Below are 17,085 nucleotides of genomic sequence, written 5' to 3' on the forward strand. Positions count from 1 at the left end.
GGTGAACCCCACCCTACACAGCAAGGATGCGGTTGGGACTGACCGGCTGGGACGGGGCGCCTGCGTCCGGAGACCCCGGGGGACCACCGGGACAATGCGAGGCTTTCGAATGATGGCGTTCGACCAAATGACCGGCGACGGCGCCGCACGGGGACCGCGCTGATGGATCTGCTGAACGCGCTGGTGGCCTTCGCCAATTTCGTCTTTATCCCTGCCGTCGCCTATGGCTCGCAGCTGGCGCTGGGGGCGCTGGGGGTGACGCTGATCTACGGGATCCTGCGGTTTTCCAACTTTGCCCATGGCGACACGATGGCGATCGGGACCATGGTGACCGTGCTGGTGACCTGGTGGATGCAATCGGTGGGGATCTCCTTCGGGCCGCTGCCGACCGCGCTGCTGGCCCTGCCCTTCGGGATCCTGGGTTGCATGGCGCTGGTGCTGGTGACCGACCGGATGGTCTATCGCTTCTACCGGGCGCAGAAGGCCAAGCCCGTGATACTGGTGATCGTTTCGATGGGCGTCATGTTCATCTACAACGGGCTGACGCGCTTCATCATCGGGCCAGATGACCAGAGGTTCTCGGACGGGGAACGCTTCATCATCTCGGCCCGGACCTTCAAGGAGATGACCGGGCTGGACGAGGGGCTGGCCTTCAAGACCACGCAAGGCATCACCATCGTCACGGCGGTGATTGTCGTGGCGCTGCTGTTCTGGTTCCTGAACCGCACGCGCACCGGCAAGTCGATGCGCGCCTATTCCGACAACGAGGATCTCGCGCTGCTCTCGGGCATCAACCCCGAACGGGTCGTCATGTACACTTGGCTGATCGTGGCGGCGCTGGCGACGGTGGCGGGCGTGCTTTACGGGCTCGACAAGTCGTTCAAGCCCTTCGTCTACTTCCAGCTGCTGTTGCCGATCTTCGCCTCGGCCATCGTCGGCGGGCTGGGCTCGCCCATCGGGGCGATTGCCGGGGGCTTCATCATCGCCTTTTCCGAGGTCACGATCACCTATGCCTGGAAAAAGGTTCTGGGCTACACCCTGCCCGAAAGCCTTGAGCCCGACGGGCTCGTGCAGCTGCTGAGCACGGATTACAAGTTCGCGGTGAGCTTCATCATCCTGCTGATCGTGCTTCTGTTCCGTCCGACGGGCCTTTTCCGGGGGAAATCGGTATGAGCGCACCTGTGAAGAATACGCTGCTTTTCGCCCTGGTCGGCCTGCTGATCCTGCTGACCGGGGTGATGCAAAGCTGGAACTCGGCCCTGCTGATCCTGAACATGGGGCTGGTTTCGGCGGTGATGGCGATCGGGGTGAACCTGCAATGGGGCTTTGCCGGGCTCTTCAACGTCGGTGTCATGGGCTTTGTGGCCCTTGGCGGGCTGGGCGCGGTCCTGGTGTCGATGCCGCCCGTGGGTGAGGCCTGGGCCGCCGGGGGGCTGGGCGTGCTGGCCGGACTGCTGCTGGGCGCGGGGACCATCGTTGCCGCGATCATCGCCTACCGGCGCCTGCCGCGGGGCCGCGGACGGGCGCTGGCGATGGCGGGGATCCTTGTGGTGGGGTTCTTCGTCTATCGCGCGGTCCTCGATCCGTCGGTCGAGGCGGTCGAGGCGGTGAACCCGGCCGCCACCGGCTATCTTGGCGGGCTGGGCCTGCCGGTGCTGCTGGCCTGGCCGGTCGGTGGGCTTCTTGCGGCCGGGGCGGCCTGGCTGATCGGCAAGACGGCCCTGGGTCTGCGCTCGGACTATCTGGCGATTGCCACGCTGGGGATCGCCGAGATCATCATCGCCGTGCTGAAGAACGAGGACTGGCTGGCGCGCGGCGTGAAGAACGTGGTCGGCCTGCCCCGCCCCGTCCCGTACGAGATCGACCTGCAGAACGATCCGGGCTTTGTCGAACGCGCCGCTGGGCTTGGCATCGACCCGGTCACGGCCTCGACGCTTTACGTAAAGGTCGGCTATTCGATCCTGTTCCTTGTGGTGCTGCTTGTCCTGCTCTGGATGGCGCAGATGGCGCTCAAGAGTCCCTGGGGCCGGATGATGCGCGCGATCCGCGACAACGAGGTCGCGGCCGAGGCGATGGGCAAGGATGTCACCGGGCGGCACCTGCAGATCTTCATCCTGGGCTCGGCCGTCTGCGGGCTGGCCGGTGCGATGATGACGACGCTGGACGGCCAGCTGACGCCGGGCACCTACCAGCCGCTGCGCTTCACCTTCCTGGTCTGGGTGATGGTGATCGTCGGCGGCTCGGGCAACAATTTCGGCGCGGTGCTGGGGGCCTTGCTGATCTGGTTCCTCTGGGTGCAGGTGGAGCCGATCGGGCTGTTCCTGATCCAGGTCGTGACATCCGGCATGGCCGAAGACAGCGCCCTGCGTCTGCACCTGCTGGACAGTGCGGCGCATATGCGGCTGCTGACCATGGGTGTGGTGCTGCTCGTGGTGCTGCGGTTCAGTCCGCGGGGGCTGATCCCCGAGGCCTGAGAAAGCCCCCGCTGGCATCTGCCGAGCGCGTCCCACCGGCGGCGTGCCGGACGTCTTGCACGGGGTTGAAATCTTCCGCGCAAGCCAAAACCATGGTCCTTGCCTTCGGCCGGGCGCGCTGGGCGGCGGGCCAGGCAAGGTCCTCCTTCAATCTTGATGCAGGGTACGGGGCAGACCACGGAAAGTTAACCTTTGACTGCAATAGTGGCACCTGTTCGCGGTTGCGCTTGTCGTGGTCGCGGACGAACTTCCTCCCTGTCAGACTGGCCGTGCCTTCGGGCACGGCTTTTTTTCGCCCGGCACAGGGCGCGATGTCTAACGGGGAAATTGCGCTCACGGGACGGACCGCGCCACCCTTCAGCCTGCCTCCGTGTCACGCCACGTAGTCTGATGCTGATCGGAGCGCCCCTTTCGGGCCGTGATGCCGCGCAATATCCGCCTGTGCGAGGCGCACGAAGCACCCGAAGCGCGGTCGGCTTTATACGCTCCAAGAACAGATTTAAGCCACGAACTCGACCGGCGACGCCTTTCGCGAGCAAAGCCCTGCCGCCCTTGAAACAGGCCCGGACGTGCCGCCCGTTGCGTCCCGCGGGATGTGCCTGAAAGTTTGGCGGCGTCAGTATGGCAAGGGGATTGCCGCGGGGCGACAGGTCTTGTGTATTGACCGGCGTCACAGCCTTTCGTAACCTCCCCGACATAACTAAGTCGGCCGGTCCGACGGGGAGAAACTATAATGAAAAGGGGACCTTTGCGGTTCCCTTTTCGAATTTCGGGACCTTCCCATCCCCTTCCGCAACGGCAGGTTGCGTTCCGGATCGGCAAAGGCCAGGGCCATGAAATCGGCGCATTGACGGGCCGCGTTCGATAACCAGCCCAGGGGCATGCGCCGCCTTTCCTCCTTTGGTTGAGTTACGCAGGTCGCGCGCCAGCCCAGAGGGCGAGTGCCACCAACTCCTGCCTCTTTCCGGACAGCTGCCGCCCACAGCGGCCTCCGGCGCCAAAAATCGCGGCCGAGGGGCGCTTTCCGACGCTGACACGTCCCAGAGGGCGTGCTAGGTCATCGCCAAGCTCAAAACAGTTAACGCGAGGCTAGTATGTCGAGATCCCTGACCGCCCTGTCGCTGACCGCCCTGATGTTCGTGGCTGGCATGGCCACGGCGCAGCAGAGCGACGAGGCACCCGACCAGACCGAAGAGGCCGGCCAGACCACCCAAGAGACCGGCCAGGCCGCGCCGCAGTCGCCCGAACTGGACATGGGGCAACCTGTCCAGCAGGGCCCGGCCGTGGGCCAGCGCTATGTCAAGGAAACCCATGGCGACTGGAACCTCGCCTGCATCCGGACCGATACGGACAACGACCCCTGCTCTCTGGTGCAGGTGCTGCTTGACGACACCGACAACGCGGTCGCCGAGGTGTCGCTGTTCCGGCTTGAAGGCGCGCAGGCCGTGGCCGGCGCCACGGTGATCGTGCCGCTGGAAACCTTCCTGCCCGGGCAGCTGACGATCTCGGTCGATGGTGGCGCGGCAAAGCGCTACAACTACCAGTTCTGCAACCAAGTCGGCTGCATCGCGCAGATCGGCCTGACCCAGGCGGATGTCGATGCGTTCAAGGCCGGCCGCTCCGCCACCGTGACGCTGGTGCCCGCCCCGGCGCCGGACCAGCCGATCAACCTGACCATGTCCCTGTCGGGCTTCACCGCAGGGTTCGACGTGGTCGACGTGGTCAGCAACCAGTAAGAACGGACAGGCCGGGGGAAACCCCGGCCACCTTGCCCTGACACTCGCGTCGCCGGTCAGACCCGGCGCACCGCCAGAACCGCGTTCAGCCCGCCGAAGGCGAAGGCATTCGAAAGCGCGTAGTCGACCTTGACCTCCTGCGCCTCATTCGGGATCACGTCGAGCGCGCATTCCGGATCGGCCTCTTCATAGCCGATCGTGGGGGCCAGGACCCCGTCGCGCACGGCCATGATGCAGGCCAGAAGTTCCACCGCGCCGGTGCCGCCGATCAGGTGGCCGTGCATCGACTTCGTCGACGAGATCTTCAGGCAATCCGCATGGGGCCCGAAGACATCGGCGACCGCGGCGCATTCGGTCTTGTCATTGGCGGCCGTCCCCGTGCCGTGGGCATTGATATAGCCGATGCTGTCGCCTGAAATCCCCGCATCCTTCAGCGCCCCGGACATCGCCCGCGCCGCCCCCTGTTTCGACGGCATGACGATATCGGCCGCGTCCGAAGACATGGCCTGGCCCACCACCTCGCAGAGGATCTCGGCCCCCCGGGCGCGCGCGTGCTCGTATTCCTCGAAGACGAAGATGCCCGCGCCCTCGCCCTGGACCATGCCGTTGCGGTTGGCGCTGAACGGGCGGCAGGCATCCTTGGACATGACCCGCAGCCCTTCCCAGGCCTTGACCCCGCCGAAGCACAGCATGCTTTCGGCGCCGCCCGTGATCATCGCCGGGGCCATGCCGCGCCGGACCATGTCGAAGGCCAGCGCCATGGCGTGGTTCGACGAGGCACAGGCGGTGGAGACGGTGAAGGACGGGCCCTTGAGGTTGTATTCCATCGAGACATGGCTCGCGGCCGCATTGTTCATCAGCTTCGGCACGACGAAGGGATGCACGCGGTTCTTGCCGTCCTCGTAGACCGACCGGTAATTGTCGTCCCAGGTGCTGACGCCGCCGCCGGCGGTGCCCAGCACCACGCCCGACCGCGCCGCATCGTCGCCCACGAACTCGATCCCGGACTGCGAGATCGCCTCTTGCGCGGCGAAAAGCGTGAATTGCGTGAACCGATCGTAGAGCGTCATCTGCTGGCGGTTGAAGCGGCCCTCGGCCTCGAACCCGCGCACCTGCCCGCCGATCTGGATCGCCAGGCGTTCGACATCGCGGAATTCCAGCTTGCCGATGCCGCAGCGCCCTTCGCGCATCGCCTCGAGCGTGTCATCCACGGAATGGCCGAGCGCATTGATCGTGCCCGCACCGGTGATCACCACCCGTTTCATGCCTGTTCCCCGTCGCCTGCCCGGACCGTTTCACACCCCGGGGGACCCTGCACGGCCCCCGCTGCGGATGCGCACCCTGCCCCGGGTCTCGTCATTTCTGCTGCGCGATCAGCGCCTCGACCCCGGATATGATCGACGCAACGTTCGAGATGTCGAAATCGCTTTGCGAGGGTTCGTTGGCATTGAAGGGCACGTTGATGTCGAACTCTTCCTCGATGGCGAAGATGCTCTCGACCAGGCCCAGACTGTCGATGCCCAGGTCCTCCAGCGTGCTGTCGGGCGTGACGTCCGACGGTTCCAATACCGCCTGCTCCGCGATGATGCGGATGACCCGATCCTTGATGTTCATGCCCGTCCCCTGATTTCCGGTCCGGCCCCTGGCTGGGGGCGCCCCTGTCTCGAGGCGTGACTTAATCATTCGACGGTGACTTGAAAACCGCCTTTTGCAGCCTGGCAATTTCGTCCAACAGACGCGGCAGCCGGCGCATCGCCTTGTACATGGCGACCTGGGTTTCCATTTTCGTCGCCGGGTAGCCCATGATGACGCGGCCCGCCGGCACGTTTCCGGTGATCTTGGTGGCCCCGGCCGCGACAACGCCGTCGCCGATGAAGATATTGTCAGCCGCGCCCACCTGGCCGCCCAGAACCACGTTGTTGCCGACCCGGCAGGACCCGGCAAGCCCCACCTGACCGCACAGCAGCGTATCGTGCCCGACCGTGACGTTGTGTCCGACCTGGACCATGTTGTCGAGCTTGGTGCCGTTTCCGATCCTGGTGGGCCGGATCGTGCCGCTGTCGATCGTGGTATTGGCGCCAACCTCGACATCGTCGCCGATCTCGACCCCGCCCAGGGAATGGATCCGCAGATAGGCCTGGCCAGCGCTTCCCTCGGCTTCGGAGGTACCGAACTCTTCGCGCGCGGCCTCGACGCTGGATTTCTCGGGCGTAACGAAGGAGAACCCGTCGCTGCCGATCCGCGCGCCGGGCTGGACGACGAGGCGCGCGCCGGTGCGGACCCGTGCGCCGATGCTGACATGTTCGCGCAGGAAGCTGTCGGCGCCGATCACGCTGCCGGTTCCCACGTAGCAGAGCGGGCCGATCGTGGTGCGGTCGCCGATCCGGGCCCCGGCGGCGATGACGCTGAAGGGTCCGATCGAGACATCGGCGCCAATTTCCGCACCGGGATCGACCAGTGCCTGGGGATGGATGCCGGGGGCGAACCCCTGGCCCGGGTCGAAGATCCGCGTCAGCCCGGCCATGGTCACCCGCGCGCGCGGCGCGATGATCGCGGCCTCAAGCCCCATGGCTTGCCAGTCGGCGCCGGGCCAGACGATGGCGGCCCGCGCCTCGCCCTTCGACAGGGCCTCGGCATATTTGGGCGACATGGCCAGTGCCAGCGCGTCGGGACCCGCGGCATCGGGTTCCGCCGCGTGGGTGATGGTGATATCGCCGTCACCCTCGAGCGTCGCGCCAATGGCGGCGGCAATGTCTCCGACTCTGTGTGTCATCTGGAACCTCACCCGATCCTTGATCAGGTGCGGTCTTAGCTGCCCTGCGCCTGCAGAACCACCCCTCGCGCCGCCAGAGCCTCCCAGATCGCGGCGTCGCGGCCATAGATATCGCGGCGGTATTCGATCTGACCGCGGTCGTCGGCCAGGGCCGTGCGGTACACGATATGCACCGGCACCTTCTGGTCCAACTCGACCTTGGTCTCGCGCCCGGTGTCCAGGATCGAGTGGAACGTCGCCTTGGGGTCGTCGCTTTGCCGCGCAAGCAGCGTGTAGGCGAATTCGAACGGCTGGGCGAGGCGGATGCAGCCATGGCTGAAGGCCCGCACCTCGCGATCAAAGAGCGCCTTCTGCGGCGTGTCGTGCAGGTAGATGTTGTACTTGTTCGGGAACATGAACTTCACCAGCCCCAGCGCGTTGCGCCGCGATGGCGGCTGGCGCATCGAAAACGGGAAGGAGCGGGCCGAGTACGCGGCGAAGTTCACGGCGTTCCGGTTCACCCGGCGGCCCCGGCTGTCGGTGATCTCGATATGGCTCACCGCGTTGGGGTTGCGCTTCAGCTTGGGCAGGTATTCCTTGGTGACGATCGAGCGCGGGACATACCAGCTGGGGTTGATGACCATGTGCTCCATCTCGTCCGAGAATTCCGGGCTGCGCCGGTCCCCCCGGTCGGCGCCGATCACCGAGCGTGTCTCGAACGTCACCTTGCCGTCATCGATCACCTTCGCGCTGAAATCGGTCAGGTTCACCCAGATGTGGCGGTCGCCCCGGTCCATGTTGGTCCAGCGCTCACGCTCCATGGCCACGAGAACCGACTTCAGGCGCGCCTCCATCGAGACGTTGATTTCCTTCATCGTGTCAGCGCCGGCGACGCCGTCGACCGTCAGCCCGTGATCGGCCTGAAAGCGCTCCACCGCGCTGCGCATCTTCTGGTCATAGTCGCGCGACAGGCTGCGATCGAGGTAGCCCATGCGCACCAGCCGGTCGCGCAGCGCCACGACGCCATTGCCGCTATCGCCGGGCTCCAGCACCGAGGCATTGACCGTGGCGCCCCACCCGCCTTCGAGCATCTGCTGTTCAAAGATCAGCTTCTGCTTCATCAGCGCGCGGTATTCCGAGGTCTGCGGCGGCAGCGCGCGGAAGAAGGCAGCCGGCGTCATCTGCGCGAACTGCGACAGATAAAGCGTGCGATCGGTATAAGGCACCTCGCGCCGGATGTCCGGGACAACCCGCCCCGGGGTCAGCGCCCCGAACTGCAGGTTGGCGGCGAATTCGACGAGGGTCTCGCTCAGCTCCGCCTCGACCCGCGCCACATCGGCCATGGTGCGCGCCGAGGCCATGCGCGCGCGAAGGCCCGGCACGTCGTAGCGCGAGACCGGAAGCCCGTGCAGCGCGGCCTGGTCAAGCGCGTCGAAGAGCGCTGCACGCCGTTCGCGGGCCTCCTCGGACGGGCCGGTCCAGATCGGCTGATAGCCATTCGTGCGATAAAATGTCCCGACAGCGCTCTCTTCCGCGGAGGCAGCGGCAAGAACCTGCTGAAAGGCGGTAATCTGCTGAGCGGAAACGGATCCCGCGCAGATCGCCAGGGCAGCAACAGCCCCGAGCGTGCGGCAGGCAGAGAGAAAGCGGTTGGGTTTCATGCGTGAGACTCGACTGGAAACATCTGAATAAACTGTCAAAAGCGTGGGATATGCCGGGCGGCCTTGTCCACTCACTTTTAGGCCAGTGTAAGACCCGTCGCGGCAGGGCAACAAATCGGGGCATTGCTGTGACAATAGGGCAACTGAGCTCTTTTACTGCGCGAGAACTTGCCGAAAATCAGTGACACATAAACTTCAAAACAGTCGCGGCTTGGTCAAAACGCACGAGCGTGCCATAAGTTCCACGTCACTTGTGGGGATGAGTGAAAACAAAGCTCGCGTAACATCGCGGGCAGGCAGAAAAAGCGTACGGGACGACGCAGGTAATGAAACAAAGCAGCTCAGCGGGTTTCACCCGCCGCGCCCTTCTGGGTGCATTCGCGGCATCGGCCATCACGGTCGCGCCCACCTACTCCAGCGCAGCAGGCTTCCTTCGCGGAGGCGGGGACATCAGGCGCCTGCGCATGTATTCCGGCCGAACCGGCGAACGGATCGACATGGTGTACTGGATCGAAGGCAACTACATCAAGGATGCCCTCGAAGAGATCACGCATTTCATGCGTGACTGGCGGAACGACCAGCGCCTGACCATCGACAGCAGGACTGTCGACATCATGGCCGCCGCCCACAATCTCATGGATGTCAGCGAACCCTACATGCTTCTCTCGGGCTACCGCAGCCCCGAGACGAACGCGATGCTGCGCCGCCGGTCCTCCGGTGTCGCCAAGAATTCGCTTCACATGAAGGGCCAGGCCGCCGATCTTCGGCTTGCCTCGCGTTCGGTCAGCCAGATGGCCCGCGCGGCACAGGCATGCCATGGCGGCGGCGTCGGACGCTACTCGCGCTCGGACTTCGTGCATATGGACTGCGGACCGGTGCGCACCTGGGGCGGCTGACGCCCCGGACCTTCATCGGACTTTCCTTGTAGAACAAGGTTCTGTCAGGCTGACCCGGTCGGCCTGACCAGGATCCGCGTACCCTGTGTCCACTGGCCCCGGCACGACCGCGCGTTGTCCCGATCACGCGGTGTCGGGGCCATTTTTTCGCCAGACTGATCGGCGCGCCGTCAAAGGCGCTGCAAGCGGGGTCCCTTTGGGGCGCCGTTGCGCGTTTCAGGGCCCGGGACCTTCAGCCCTTGCCGGCGAGCGTAATGGCGTCGGCGGCCAGTTTCTCGATCTGGTCCCATTCCCCCGCATCGACCAGGGAGGCCGGGGCGACCCAGCTGCCGCCAGCGCAGAGAACGTTCGGCAAGCTTAGATAATCGTTGAGATTTCCGGTCGACACGCCCCCCGTCGGGCAGAACGAGATCTGCGGCAGCGGACCGCCGATCGCCTTCAACGCCGGGGCCCCGCCCGAGGCCTCGGCCGGAAAGAACTTCATCACGTCGTAGCCACGTTCCAGCAGCTTCATCGCCTCGGACGCGGTGGCGGCACCGGGCAGAAGCGGCAGGTCCTCGTCCTCGCAGGCCTTCAGCAGCGCGTCGGTCGCCCCGGGAGAAACCCCGAATTTCGCGCCGGCCGCCTTGGCCGCGCGCACGTCCGCGGGCGTCACCAGAGTGCCCGCGCCAACCACGCCGCCCTCGACATCGGCCATGGCCCGGATCGCGTCGAGCGCGGCCGGGGTGCGCAGCGTCACCTCCAGCGCGGGCAGGCCGCCCGCGACAAGCGCCTTTGCCAGCGACGCGGCAGAGCCCGCATCGTCGACGACAAGCACGGGGATGACGGGGGCGAGCAGACAGATCTCGCGGCTTTTCGCGCTGGCCTCTTGCGGGGTCATGCTGGGATCTCCGTGAAGATGGTGGCACCGCTGTCGGCGGTGCTGACAGTGTTGCGGAACATGGCGAACAATTCGCGGCCCGTTCCGGCCTGGACCGACGACAGGTCGGCCACGACATTCTCGCGGGCAAGCACGCCCTCGGTCAGGATCTCGATCGTGCCGGCCTTGGCGTCGACCCGAACGAGATCGCCATCCTGAAGCCGCGCGATCGGGCCGCCGTCCAGCGCCTCGGGCGAGACATGGATCGCGGCGGGCACCTTGCCGGAGGCGCCGGACATGCGGCCATCGGTGACCAGGGCCACTTTCTGTCCCCTGCCCTGCAGGATAGACAGCAGCGGCGTCAGCGAATGCAGCTCGGGCATGCCGTTGGCCTTGGGGCCCTGGAACCGGACGACGACGATCACGTCATCGGTGAACTCGCCCGCCTTGAACGCGGCCTTGACCTCGTCCTGGTCGTGGAAGACGCGCACCGGCGCTTCGACCACCTGGTGTTCATCGGCCACGGCAGAGACCTTCATCACCGCCACGCCCAGCGATCCCGCCAGACGCTTCAGCCCGCCGGTCGCCTGGAACGGATCGGCGGCAGAGCGCAGGATCTTCTCGTTCAGGCTTTCGCCGGACCCCGGCTCCCATGTCAGGGCGCCATCGACCAGCTTCGGCTCGGCCGTGTAGTTGTTCAGCCCGTCGCCCGCCACGGTGCGGGTGTCTTCATGCAGCAGCCCCTCGGTCAGGAGCGAGCCGATCATGTAGCCAAGGCCGCCTGCGGCATGGAAATGGTTCACGTCCGCGAGGCCATTGGGATAGACGCGCGCCATCAGCGGCACGGTTTCCGACAGCTCGGCGAAATCCTCCCAGTCCAGCACGATGCCCCCGGCCCGCGCCATGGCGACCATGTGGATCACCAGGTTGGTAGAGCCGCCCGTCGCATGCAGCCCGACGATCCCGTTGACCCAGGCGCGTTCGTCCAGGATCTCGCCCACCGGGGTGTAATCGTTGCCAAGCGCCGAGAGCGACAGCGCGCGCTTGGCGCCCTCGCGGGTCAGCGCGTCGCGCAGCGGCGTGTTCGGGTTGACGAAGCTGGCGCCCGGCAGGTGCAGGCCCATGAATTCCATCAGCATCTGGTTGGTGTTGGCCGTGCCGTAGAAGGTGCAGGTGCCCGGGCCGTGATAGGCGGCCATCTCGGCGCGCATGAGCTCCTCGCGCCCGACCTCGCCAGAGGCGAATTTCTTGCGCACCTCGGACTTCTCGTCATTGGGCAAGCCGCTGGTCATCGGGCCGGCCGGCAGGAAGACCGCCGGCAGGTGGCCAAAGGCCTGCGCCCCGATCACCAGCCCCGGCACGATCTTGTCGCAGACGCCCAGGAAGACCGCCGCGTCGAAGGTGTTGTGCGACAGCGCCACGCCGGTCGCCAGAGCGATCACGTCGCGGGAAAACAGCGACAGCTCCATCCCCGCCTCGCCCTGGGTGACCCCGTCGCACATGGCCGGCACGCCGCCGGCGACCTGCGCGGTGCCGCCCGCCTCGCGCGCGGCCTCGCGGATCAGTTCGGGAAAACGCTCGAACGGCTGGTGGGCAGAAAGCATGTCATTGTACGAGGTGACGATGCCGAGGTTGCCGGCGCTTTCCATCGCCAGCGCTTGTTGGTCGGCACCGGCCCCGGCATAGGCATGGGCCTGGCCCGAGCAGGACAGGTGCGCGCGCGCAGGCCCCTTGTCACGGGCGGCGCCGATACGCTGCAGATAGGCCTCGCGGCTCGGACGGCTGCGCGTCCGGATCCGGTCCGTCACCTTGTCTATCGTGGAATTCAGAGTCATGGTCCGGTTCCTTTCCGCTTTCCTGGCAAGCCGTCGGTCCCTGCCGGGCCGCTCCCGGGCCCTGTCGTGGAAGCCCTGTCAGGGCTCATGATTGCGCTAACATCGTTTCCTCGGAATTTCCAGAGGAAACACGCCCCAGCAGGTTCTGTTTCCCTCCGGGCCGGTTCGGGGATCTGCCACGTGGTCACGAGAGGCACTATGCCACGGCCACGTCCCGGGCGACAGGCTTCAAGCGCCGGGCCGGGCCGGTTAGGGATGCGCCCGTTGATCCTGATCACGGAGAATGCCGGGATGCCACGTATCGTGCAACTCACCGACAGCCATGTCACCGCCCGTGGAACGCTTTGGAAAGGACAGGTCGACTCCGCCGCGCGACTGCGCCGGCAGGTCGATGCAGTCAACGCACTGGCGCCCGACCTGGTGATCCACACCGGGGACGTGGTGGAGCTGGGCCCGCTGGCCGAAGGGCCCGCCGAATACGCCGCCGCGGCCGAGGTCCTGGCCGGTCTGACAGCGCCGCTGCGGATCCTGCCGGGCAATCACGATGGGCGCACCGCCCTGGCCTGCGCCTTCCCCGACCAGCGTTGGCAGGGTGCGCCCTGGCTCAATTTCTCCATGGACGTCGACGGGTTGCATGTCATTGGGCTCGACAGCATCGTCGAGCATGAGACCGGCGGCGCTTTCCCCGAGGATCAGGCAGACTGGCTGCGGTCGGTGCTGGACGACCGACCCACGCTAATCTTCCTGCACCATCCGCCCTGCCCCATGGGCCTGCCCTTCATGGACGGCTTCGGCTTTGACGGGGCAGACCGGCTGGCGGAGGTGCTGCGGGGCCACGACGTGCTGCGGCTGGCCTGTGGTCACGTGCACAGCGACACCGCCGTTCACTGGGCAGGTACGATCGTCGCGGCGGCCGAGGCAAGCTGTGTCTTCATCGATCCTGACATGCCGGCCTTCGATGCCCTGCCCGAGGGCAAACCGCGCACGGCCGGGATCGTTCCGCTGAAGCTGCGGTTGCACGATTGGGACGGCAGCCGGCTTTCCGTGAAGACGGTGCCGACCGATCCCCCTGCCGAGCAGGTGGTGATCTGAGCGCGAGCGCGATCGCAGCTCAGCAGATTGGCGTGCACCGCCCGACGTTCAGTCGATGTAGCGGGACACGTTGAACAGCGCCGCCTGGCTGGTGGTGCGGTCGATGGTAAAGCGCGGCCCGACCGGCAGCGCGGCCAGCCCCAGCCGCCGCAGCCAGCGCGAAAAGACGTAAGGCACAATGCCGATGACGTAGCGCGCGCCGGCATCGGCGGCGGTTCGGGCCATGGTATGCATCAGCAGCCCCTGCACGTCATGCCGGCGGTTGGCAGGCACCCCATCGGTCACGAAGAGGCGCGAGGCCTCCCACACCATGGGCAGCACAGGGGCGTCGAGGAACAGGCAATCGGACGGAATGCTGTCCAGCAACCCCTTCTGCGCGTCGCGCAGCATGTAGCTGTAGACCCCGCAGGCCGCCGTGGTCGGCAGCAGGCGGACACCGCCCAGGATCTCTCCGAATTCGTGGAGGATGATCCAGCGGCATTGCGGCGTGTCGTATTGGTCGAACTCCATCCCGTCCGCATGGGGCAGCTTCCAGTGCAGACGGTCGATGAACGTGGCCTTGCGCGCCCGCAGGTAGTTCACCAGCAGGTCGCCATGGTCGCCGACGGTTTCAAAGGACAGCACCGTCGCCTTGAGATGTCCCTGAGGCGCACGCCCGTTCAACCGGGCGAGGCTCGGCTGTACATCGGGCTGGGAATCTTGCTCCGGCGCATGTGCCGGAACAAGCTCGGGAAAGGTATCCGAGGACGATGCTGCCGCAAGTGTTTTGCGGGTATGTTTCAATTAGGTGGCTCTTTTCTCGTTTTTGGAACAAGAGTGGCGGTTTGCCCGCCGTCATGTCCACCCAATTTTGACTAATTTTCGCCTCATTCAATCATTCGTAGGCGAACCGTGTGCCTCGCGACACCAATAACCCTCACCTCACCCCAGGATGTGCGATTATTCGACAAGAACCCTTAATTTGTTAAGGGTCTATTCGTTAACGAATGTAACGATTTCAACAAAGTAGGGAGAATCAGTCGTCCTGAATATCGAGATCGATATAGAAGGTCGTTCCCTCGCCCAGGGCGCTGTCGTAATCGATGACCCCACCGTGGTGTTCGATGATCTGCTGCGAGATGCTCATGCCCAGGCCGGTGCCGCCGACCTTGCGCTGGTCCGAACTGTCGAGCTGGCTGAACTTGTCGAAAACCTTGTCGCGTGAATCCGCGGGGATCCCGACCCCCTGGTCGCGCACGAACAGCCGAACGCGGGTGCCGACGACGTCGTAGCCGGCCTGCACCTCGCCTCCCTCGTGAGAGAACTTGATCGCGTTGGACAACATGTTGGTCAGGACCTGCATCAGCCGGACCTCGTCACCGCGCACGTAAAGCGGTGCATCGGTCCCGGCCAGCAGCGTCAGCTGGATGTCGTAATTCTCGGCAAAGCCCTGGTTGGCCTCCACCGCCTCTTCCATCAGCGCGCGCACGTCGAGCGGTTCGAACCGATAGTTCATCTCGCCGGACTCGATCTTCTGCAGGTCGAGGATGTCGTTGATCAGCGCCGCCAGACGGCCCGAATTGCGCCCGGCGATGGCCAGGATCGGGGCCATCTTTTCGGGGATCTCCCCCAGCATGCCGGTGTTGATCAGGTCCAGCGAGCCCTTGATCGAGGTCAGCGGCGTGCGCAGCTCGTGGCTCACGGTCGAGACGAAGTCCGACTTCACCTTGTAGGCCGCCTTGGTGCGGCTGTGTTCCTGCGTGATCTTGTCGAGATGGGTCAGGTTCGCCCGGTAGAGCTGCAGGAAGACATAGGAACAATCGATGATGAAGTAGAGAACGAAAAGCGTCGTGAAGAAATGCAGCCACAGGATCGAATCCAGCGGTGGCCGCACCCGGATCAGGTCCAGGATCCCAATCGCCAGGAAGGTGACCCCGTAGATCAGCAGCCGCAGGATCAGCGCCTGGATCAGCTGGTGATTGTTCATCGCGGCAAAGAGGGCCGCGGCGAAGAGGAAGAAGAGAGGGGTGAAATGTTCGCCCGGCGGTTGCTGCATCGCCAGCGAGAACACGAAGGTGCAGATCGCCAGCGCGCTGAGCACCGTGTTCGCCAGCAGCCAGCGCAGGAAACTGCGGGCGCGCTCGGGGCCGATGGTGCCGTCGGAACAGGCCTCGACCTTGTAGGCCAGCACGTGGTCGACGATCTCGGTCGCCAGCACCGCCGCATATGTCGTGAAGGCGATCGAGGCGTCGTAATACGACGCGGCGAGGATGGTCGCCGCGAAGAAGATCGCCTGGCGTTGCCACACCAGCTTGCGCGTGATCGTCACGTAATCGCGAAGCTGGCGTTCCTGTTTCCGTTCCTGTGCCCGATCCCGAAGGCCCGGTTCTCTTTCAGTCTGCTCGATGAGGGCCATCGAAGTCTCCCCCTCTGGTGGGACCCGGGCCAGACTGCCTTTGCGAAAAGGTTACAATTCGCCCGAATTGGGGCAAATTTTGGTCCTTTCGTACCGGCGCTGGTGAAGGCGCGCCGGCCTCAGTAGCGGTTCAGCGACGGCTCCTCCGCAAGGAGATCCTGCAGGATCGCCTCATAGGCAAGACGGTCGTTACGCTGGCTCTGAGACTGTTTTGCCTGTCCACGACCCAGCCGCATCAGCTTGCTGCTGACGACACCGGGCGTCGCGTCGAGCGCCGTTGCCGCCTTGGCCAGCGAATAGAGCGCGCCGGACCGGGTGGTCAGCCGCAGCGAGACCGGCGGGCCGAATTCCAGCTCGAAGGTCACGTCGAACCGGCGGCTGGACATCATCGTCGCCAGCATGCGGTTCAGCGGCTCGTTCTGCTCGGGCGTCAGGACGGACGCCTTGCCGTGGCAGACACACAGGAACACACCGTTGCCTCGGTAGGACAGGATGTTGCCCATCTTGCGCGTGAATTTCGACAGCGCCCGGCCCGTCTCCTGGATCGCCTCGCGGAAATCGGCATTCGACATCTGGTCGAAGTGCTGTTCCACGTCGCGCACCCGGATCGCCATCACATGCGAGGTGAAGCGCTTGGTGCGGTTCAGCTGCATGATGTAGTTCTCGAATTCGGTAAAGCCGAGCATCCGGTCGATGCCATTCATCGCGATCGGGTCCGACAGGGCGATGGCCAGGTTGCTGTCCAGGTCCTGCTTCAGCTTGCGCGCGACCTCGACACTGTCATTGGCGCGGGCATGTTCCTGCAGGATCCGCTGGGCGGCGGACAGGCGGCTGCGAAGTTCGTAGAAGTCGAAAGGCTTGGTGACGTAATCCGTGGCGCCGGCGACGAAGCTCTCGTCGATGTACTTGCGTTCGGACATCGCCGTCAGCATCACGATCGGGGTCTTGTGATGGGCGCGCATGGCGCGGATCTCGCGGCAAAGCTCGATCCCGTTCATATGCGGCATCTGGATGTCCAGAAGGAAACAGTCGAACGGTTTCTCGGCACGCTCGATCTGGCGCAACGCTTCTTCGCCCGAATCTGCGATGCTCACCTCGAACAGACCCAGCGCCGACAACGCGGTCTGAAGCAATGCCAGGATGCTCTGATCGTCGTCCACGGCCAGGACACGCATCTTAGGAGCATTCCGGCGGGGCCTGCGCGCCCGCGTCGCGGACGGTTGGCCCGACATGTCATCGGTTAACGTCATCATTCACGCCCATTCGTTTACCATTGCCAGAGCAGGCTAGTTAAGGAATGCGACCGGAAAGGGGCGGGAAACGGACCGCCAAACGGCGATAGTTGGTAAATGATGTGTTAACGCTTCGGGAAACTGGTTAATTCA

The 17,085-nt window shown here is 65.1% G+C and carries 14 protein-coding genes; 5 read left to right on the forward strand and 9 right to left on the reverse strand.

The genetic code is table 11. The features are described from left to right. Window positions 1–162 precede the first annotated feature (162 nt). The 3 genes from ATO3_RS00970 (at window position 163) to ATO3_RS00980 (ending at window position 4,210) form a co-directional block, all read left to right on the forward strand. On the forward strand, window positions 163–1,173 hold the full coding sequence (locus ATO3_RS00970; protein ID WP_088647928.1) for a branched-chain amino acid ABC transporter permease: 1,011 nt from the start codon (window positions 163–165) through the stop codon (window positions 1,171–1,173). Beyond that, window positions 1,170–2,474, forward strand: a complete 1,305-nt coding sequence (locus tag ATO3_RS00975; RefSeq protein WP_088647929.1) for a branched-chain amino acid ABC transporter permease — start codon at window positions 1,170–1,172, stop codon at window positions 2,472–2,474. The genes ATO3_RS00970 and ATO3_RS00975 overlap by 4 nt, the downstream gene beginning before the upstream one ends. A 1,094-nt stretch (window positions 2,475–3,568) precedes the next feature. Beyond that, window positions 3,569–4,210 carry an invasion associated locus B family protein gene (locus ATO3_RS00980; protein ID WP_088647930.1) on the forward strand — a complete coding sequence of 214 codons (642 nt, stop codon included), beginning with the start codon at window positions 3,569–3,571 and terminating at the stop codon, window positions 4,208–4,210. 56 nt (window positions 4,211–4,266) lie between these two features. On the opposite strand, the gene ATO3_RS00985 is transcribed toward ATO3_RS00980, so the two are convergent. The 4 genes from ATO3_RS00985 to ATO3_RS01000 form a co-directional block, all read right to left on the reverse strand. After that, window positions 4,267–5,475: a beta-ketoacyl-[acyl-carrier-protein] synthase family protein gene (locus ATO3_RS00985; RefSeq protein WP_088647931.1), complete on the reverse strand. Its 1,209-nt coding sequence runs from the start codon at window positions 5,473–5,475 to the stop codon at window positions 4,267–4,269. Between the two features lie 91 nt (window positions 5,476–5,566). Then, the gene (locus ATO3_RS00990) at window positions 5,567–5,824 is read right to left on the reverse strand and encodes an acyl carrier protein (RefSeq protein ID WP_088647932.1); all 258 of its coding nucleotides are present in this window, start codon (window positions 5,822–5,824) and stop codon (window positions 5,567–5,569) included. Window positions 5,825–5,885: 61 nt separating this feature from the next. After that, window positions 5,886–6,983, reverse strand: coding sequence for a UDP-3-O-(3-hydroxymyristoyl)glucosamine N-acyltransferase (gene lpxD, locus ATO3_RS00995; protein ID WP_088647933.1), 1,098 nt, complete (start codon window positions 6,981–6,983; stop codon window positions 5,886–5,888). Window positions 6,984–7,018: 35 nt separating this feature from the next. After that, window positions 7,019–8,623, reverse strand: a complete 1,605-nt coding sequence (locus tag ATO3_RS01000) for a L,D-transpeptidase family protein (protein WP_088647934.1) — start codon at window positions 8,621–8,623, stop codon at window positions 7,019–7,021. A gap of 326 nt (window positions 8,624–8,949) precedes the next feature. On the opposite strand from ATO3_RS01000, the gene ATO3_RS01005 reads away from it, so the two are divergent. Beyond that, on the forward strand, window positions 8,950–9,519 hold the full coding sequence (locus ATO3_RS01005) for a YcbK family protein (protein WP_088647935.1): 570 nt from the start codon (window positions 8,950–8,952) through the stop codon (window positions 9,517–9,519). A gap of 232 nt (window positions 9,520–9,751) precedes the next feature. Here the strand turns inward: ATO3_RS01005 and eda are convergent, their stop codons facing one another. Both eda and edd read right to left on the reverse strand, forming a co-directional pair. Beyond that, the gene (eda, locus tag ATO3_RS01010) at window positions 9,752–10,399 is read right to left on the reverse strand and encodes a bifunctional 4-hydroxy-2-oxoglutarate aldolase/2-dehydro-3-deoxy-phosphogluconate aldolase (RefSeq protein ID WP_088647936.1); all 648 of its coding nucleotides are present in this window, start codon (window positions 10,397–10,399) and stop codon (window positions 9,752–9,754) included. Next, window positions 10,396–12,213, reverse strand: a complete 1,818-nt coding sequence (gene edd, locus ATO3_RS01015) for a phosphogluconate dehydratase (protein WP_088647937.1) — start codon at window positions 12,211–12,213, stop codon at window positions 10,396–10,398. The genes eda and edd overlap by 4 nt, the downstream gene beginning before the upstream one ends. Before the next feature lie 264 nt (window positions 12,214–12,477). Between edd and ATO3_RS01020 the strand changes: the two genes are divergently transcribed. Next, a complete protein-coding gene (locus ATO3_RS01020; protein ID WP_158217879.1) occupies window positions 12,478–13,305 on the forward strand; it encodes a metallophosphoesterase in 828 nt (275 codons plus the stop codon). 48 nt (window positions 13,306–13,353) lie between these two features. Here the strand turns inward: ATO3_RS01020 and ATO3_RS01025 are convergent, their stop codons facing one another. The 3 genes from ATO3_RS01025 to ATO3_RS01035 form a co-directional block, all read right to left on the reverse strand. Further along, window positions 13,354–14,088 (reverse strand): acyl-homoserine-lactone synthase, encoded by a 735-nt coding sequence (locus tag ATO3_RS01025; RefSeq protein WP_233151988.1) that lies wholly within the window; start codon window positions 14,086–14,088, stop codon window positions 13,354–13,356. 232 nt (window positions 14,089–14,320) lie between these two features. Beyond that, window positions 14,321–15,700 (reverse strand): sensor histidine kinase, encoded by a 1,380-nt coding sequence (locus tag ATO3_RS01030; protein WP_088647940.1) that lies wholly within the window; start codon window positions 15,698–15,700, stop codon window positions 14,321–14,323. A 119-nt stretch (window positions 15,701–15,819) separates the two neighbouring features. Beyond that, a complete protein-coding gene (locus tag ATO3_RS01035) occupies window positions 15,820–16,875 on the reverse strand; it encodes a response regulator (protein ID WP_158217880.1) in 1,056 nt (351 codons plus the stop codon). Between the last annotated feature and the right edge of the window lie 210 nt (window positions 16,876–17,085).

Origin of the sequence: Marinibacterium profundimaris (assembly GCF_002210095.1) — a bacterium.
In the GTDB taxonomy this organism is placed as follows: domain Bacteria; phylum Pseudomonadota; class Alphaproteobacteria; order Rhodobacterales; family Rhodobacteraceae; genus Marinibacterium; species Marinibacterium profundimaris.